Annotated in this window: 1 pseudogene; it reads left to right on the top strand. The window is 71.6% G+C overall.

The features are described from left to right. Positions 1–282: pseudogene (locus ACLBYB_RS33450) on the top strand (SDR family NAD(P)-dependent oxidoreductase); the annotation flags it as partial.

The following is a 282-nucleotide window of genomic DNA, read 5'->3' as shown; positions in this document are numbered from 1 at the left end:
ATCCAGGCCGATCCCGCCGCGGCCGAGGGCGCAGCCGCGCTCGTGCGCGCGGCCCCCGCGGTCGACATCCTCGTCAACAATCTCGGGATCTACGAGGCCAAGGCCTTCCCGGATATCGCCGACGACGACTGGCACCGCCTGTTCGCGGTCAACGTCGTGTCGGGGGCCCGGCTCGCGCAGGCCTATCTCCCGGGGATGTAGGCGCGCGGCTGGGGGCGCGTCCTGTTCGTCTCGAGCGAGTCCGGGATCGTGCCGCCGCCCGACATGATCCACTACGCCGTG

The organism is Methylobacterium sp. D54C, from assembly GCF_053345595.1.
This window is presented reverse-complemented; position numbering and strand designations above follow the sequence as displayed.